The organism is Longimicrobium sp. (assembly GCF_036554565.1).
Lineage (GTDB): Bacteria > Gemmatimonadota > Gemmatimonadetes > Longimicrobiales > Longimicrobiaceae > Longimicrobium.
The window spans coordinates 1-4,410 of sequence record NZ_DATBNB010000071.1; the positions used below are offsets into that span (position 1 = coordinate 1).

5 protein-coding genes are annotated in these 4,410 nt (G+C 71.7%); 1 reads left to right on the forward strand and 4 read right to left on the reverse strand.

Features of this window, described 5'->3' with window-relative positions:
• Positions 1-35 precede the first annotated feature (35 nt).
• The 4 genes from VIB55_RS01995 to VIB55_RS02010 form a co-directional block, all read right to left on the reverse strand.
• Positions 36-1,088, reverse strand: coding sequence for a ligase-associated DNA damage response exonuclease (locus VIB55_RS01995; RefSeq protein ID WP_331874988.1), 1,053 nt, complete (start codon positions 1,086-1,088; stop codon positions 36-38).
• Positions 1,089-1,244: 156 nt separating this feature from the next.
• The gene (locus VIB55_RS02000) at positions 1,245-2,045 is read right to left on the reverse strand and encodes an SDR family oxidoreductase (protein ID WP_331874989.1); all 801 of its coding nucleotides are present in this window, start codon (positions 2,043-2,045) and stop codon (positions 1,245-1,247) included.
• A 2-nt stretch (positions 2,046-2,047) separates the two neighbouring features.
• Positions 2,048-2,635 (reverse strand): GNAT family protein, encoded by a 588-nt coding sequence (locus VIB55_RS02005; protein WP_331874990.1) that lies wholly within the window; start codon positions 2,633-2,635, stop codon positions 2,048-2,050.
• A complete protein-coding gene (locus VIB55_RS02010) occupies positions 2,632-3,522 on the reverse strand; it encodes a hypothetical protein (protein WP_331874991.1) in 891 nt (296 codons plus the stop codon). The genes VIB55_RS02005 and VIB55_RS02010 overlap by 4 nt, the downstream gene beginning before the upstream one ends.
• 201 nt (positions 3,523-3,723) lie before the next feature.
• Between VIB55_RS02010 and VIB55_RS02015 the strand changes: the two genes are divergently transcribed.
• On the forward strand, positions 3,724-4,242 hold the full coding sequence (locus VIB55_RS02015; RefSeq protein ID WP_331874992.1) for a DinB family protein: 519 nt from the start codon (positions 3,724-3,726) through the stop codon (positions 4,240-4,242).
• Positions 4,243-4,410 lie beyond the last annotated feature (168 nt).

Genomic DNA, 4,410 nt, shown 5'->3' on the forward strand with positions numbered 1-4,410 from the left:
CCGTGTGCGTCCCCGGTCCGGTAAGCCTGGGCCGTTCAGGATGACGGATCGGGACCGGGTGTGGGCTCCTCCCCCTCCGAGGCATCTGGGAGCACGTCGGCCTCGTCGGACTCGCCTTCCCAGCGGCTGGCGATGGCCTGCGCCCGCCAGCCGCGCTCCCGAAGCCAGCGCACCACCGGCTCCCGGTACCCGTGCGTCACCCATACGCACTCCGCGCCCGTCTCCTTGATCGCACCCAGCAGCGAGGGCCAGTCCACGTGGTCCGACAGCACGAATCCCCGGTCCACCGACCGCCGCCGCCGCTGCCCCCGCACCCGCATCCATCCGCTCGCGAACGCGGTGGACGTCGCGCCGAAGCGCCTCATCCACGGCGTGCCCATGGCCGAGGGCGGCGCCACGATCATCGCCCCGCCCCAGACGGTGCCCCGCGGCTCCGCGCCGGCGTACCGGGTTTCGGGGAGCGGAATCCCCATCCGCCGGTAGTCCTCGTTCAGCCGCTCCACCGCGCCGTGGGTGTAGATGGGGCCGATGGATGGATCCAGCCCCGCCAGCAGCCGCTGCGCCTTGCCCAGCGCGTAGCCCATCAGCAGCGACGCGCGGCCGGCCTGCGCGTTGGCGCGCCACCACGCGGTGATCTCGCCGAACACCTCGGCATCCGGCTGCCAGCGGTAGATGGGGAGGCCGAAGGTGCTCTCGGTGATGAAGGTGTGGCAGCGGACGGGCTCGAACGGGGTGCAGGTGGGGTCTGCCTCCGTCTTGTAGTCGCCCGACACCACCCACACCTCGCCCCCGTGCTCCACCCGCACCTGCGCGCTGCCCAGGATGTGGCCCGCCGGGTGAAGGCTGATGCGCACGCCGTTCACGTCGATCGGCAGGCCGTACTCCACCGAGCGGATGCGCGCGCCGGGGCCCAGCCGCGTGCGCAGCACGGCCTCGCCCTCGCGCGAGCCCAGGTACACCCGCGAGCCCCAGCGCGCGTGGTCGCCGTGCGCATGGGTGATCACCGCCCGGTCCACCGGCTGCCACGGGTCGATGAAGAAGTCGCCCGCCTCGCAGTACAGCCCCCGCTCCGTGATCCGCAGCAGCATGGAGTTCCTGGACGCTCGTGATGATTCAGCGCCCAAGTTGCTCACCCCCGGCACGGCTCGCAATGGCCCGGGGCAGGGATGGCCCTCACGGCCATGCGCGGAGCGGCATGAACGCCGCGGCCAGGGAGACCGCGGATTCTACCAGCGTTCCGAACATCACGGGGGCACCCCCCACGACGCCAGGATTTCCCCGGCTCGCGCGGAATCCAGATCGACGATTTCGCCGTGCAGGGGGCTGGCGACGAGTGCCGCGACCAACGCGGCGGGGCGGGCCGGCGGGTGCAGCGCGCCACGCGCGTGGCATTCCCGGTACCAGCGCTGGTCCGGCCCCACCGCCGGCTCGGGGGCGTCTCGCAGCTGCCGCTGGAGCACCGTATCCGTCACACCCGGGTAGATTCCGTTCACCGTCACTCCCGAGCCGGCGAACTCGGCCGCCAGGGCATGGGTCAGCCGGTCCAGGGCGGCCTTGCTGGAAACGTAGGCGCTTCGGTGCGTGGCCTGGAGCCGGTGAGCGAGCCCGGAGGAGACGTTGACGATGCGGCCCCACCCCCCGGCCAGCATCCCGGGAACGCTGCTCCGTGCGCAGAAGTACGCCCCGAAGACGTTCACGCGGAACGCGTCGCACCATTCATCGGGGTCGCTGTCCAGAATGGCACCCAGCGGCATGGCGCCAGCGTTGTTCACCAGGATGTCCACCGGCCCCAGCGCCCGGCCGATCCGGCTCAGCGCCCGTTCCACTTCCCCGATCCGCCCGACGTCCGCGGCCGCGATGGCCGCGTGGCTCCCGTTCGAGCGGATCTCCCCGGCGACGGCCTCGAGTTGTGCGCGCGTCCGGGCCAGCAGCCCCACGGCCGCGCCGCGCCGGGCAAGCTCCAGCGCGATGCTGCGCCCGATCCCCCGCCCGGCGCCGGTGACCAGGGCCACGCGCCCCTGGAGCGGCAGGTGCGAACCCGGCATGCTCAGGCGTTCTCCAGCCTGCCCCGCAGCCCGTCGCGCACGCGCGGCCACTCGGCGGCGACCACGCTGTACACCGCGGAATCGCGGATGCGGCCGTCGCGCATCACCATGTGGCTGCGCAGCACGCCCTCCTCCCGGGCGCCGATGCGCGCGAGGGCCCGCCGCGACGCCGTGTTCAGCACGTCGGTCACGAATTCCACACGGTTGCAGCGCCACCGTTTGAAGGCGTGGGCCATCATCAGGTACTTGGCTTCGGTGTTGGCGTAGGTGCGCTGCCACGTGCGGGCGATGAAGGTGAAGCCGATCTCCACGCGGCGGTGCGCGGCGGCGATGGACCGGAAGCGCGTGCTTCCCACCACCGCGCCGGACGCACCGTCCACGATCGTGAACGCGAGCTCGCTCCCGGCAGCGAACTGCGCCCGCGCATCGTGCAGGAACGGGCCGAGATCCCGCGGATGCGGAACCACCGTGACGGGGATCTCCCAAAGCGACCCATCCTCGATCGCGGCGGCCAGTCCGGGCAGGTGCCGCTCGCACAGCGGCTCCAGTACGATGCGCGAGCCGCGCAGCGTCGTCTTCTCCACCCTCATCGGGCGGAGTCCGCCAGCTCGCGGAATTCCAGGCGGTTCAGCTGCATCTGGGGAATGAGCAGCCGGCGGCGCCGTGCGTCGTAGCCGATCGCCGCCGGGGAGGGCGTGCCCCGCGCGGCGACGGACCACGACCCGCCGGAGAACCGGTAGACCGCCTCGGCCTCCCAGCTGGAAACCAGCAGCGAGCCGTCCTCCAGCGCCACGACGCCGTCCAGTGCTCCGTGAGGCGGCTTCGGCAGGTCCGCCCGCCGCCCGTCCGGGGCCACGCGGTACACCTCTCCGCTCCCGACGGAGACGACCACCACGTGGCCGGAGCCGTCCACCGCCACGCCGTTCGGGTTGCCGAGCGCCGGGCCGCGCGCCACCACGACGGGGCGCCCGCTCGTGTCGAAGCGGTACAGGGCATCGGTGCCCGACGGGGCGAGCGCACCGGCTTCGGAGGCGAACCCGGTGTCGGTGACGTACAACGTGCCGTCGCGCCCCACGGCCAGGTCGTTGAGGAAGGTGGCGCCCGGCACGAACCGGCTTCCGATCGGCCGGCCGGTCCTGCGGTGAAAGGCGCGCACCACGTCGATGTCGGCCACGAACAGCGTATCGCCGCGGATCGCCATCCCCTTGGGCGCATGGAGCTCGACACCGTCACGTCCGCCCTCGATCCACTTCAGCGAGATCACCCGCCCGTCCGGCGCCACGCGTGAGATGAAGCCGTTCCCGTCGCGCGCGGCCGGGCCGCCATGGACGTTGGAAACCAGGTACACGTCGGCGCGCGGGTCGTGGCGAACGCACTCGGGTGCCTGGAACCCGGCGTTCTCGACCACCACGGACGGCTGCGCGCGCACGGGATCCGCCGCCGCCAGCACGGCGATCACCAACCATCTCGTTCTCATCACCGCTCCTCCAGGGTCTGCGTTTCCGGGGATTGTCCGCGGAGGGAACACTGACGAAGGCGGGGATTGCCGTCAATCTTGATCGGCCCGTCAACCCCGGACGAGGTGGAGTTGATTCATCGATCAAGATTGACAGCAGAATCGCGGGCCACCGAGATTGCCCGTGAGAGCAGGGATTCCACCTCCGGCACGGGAGAACACATGGCTGCGAAGAGCGTGGAGCTTGGCGTGCTCGCGGCGTACGTCGATGGCGAGACCGAGCGGTGGCGGGAGTGGTTCCAGGCGGCACCCGCGGAGGTGCTGGACCTGCCCCTCGGAGCGGGTGCGGAGGGAACGCTGCGCACCCTCGTCAAGCACATCTTCGCGGTCGAGCTTCGATACGCGCAGCGGCTGGCCGGCGAGGCGGTGACGGGCTACGAGCAGCTGCCGGACCGAACGGTCCAGGAGCTGTGGCGCATCCACCGCACGGCCGCAGCCATCCGCGACCGCTTCCTGCGCGAAGCCGCTCCCGAGTCCCTGGACCGGGTGCTGGTTTCGGACACCCGCAAGCTGGGCCGCATCGAATCGCGGGCGCACGTGGTGCTGGTTCACACCTTCATCCACGGCATCCGCCACTGGGCGCAGGTCGCCGCGGTGCTGCGGCAGCACGGGCACGGCGGGCTGTGGGAGCACGACTGGCTCCTGAGCCCGGAAGTGCAGCCGCCGGGGACCACACCATGACCCACGGAGAGCCGATGGCCGCCGCAGACCTGAGCATGCACACCGCCGTACTGGAACGCACTCCCGGGGTGCTGCGGGCGCTCCTGCTGGATCTTCCCACGGAATGGGCGGACGGCACCGAAGGGCCGGGATCGTGGAGCCCGGCCATGGTGGTTGAGCACCTGGCGG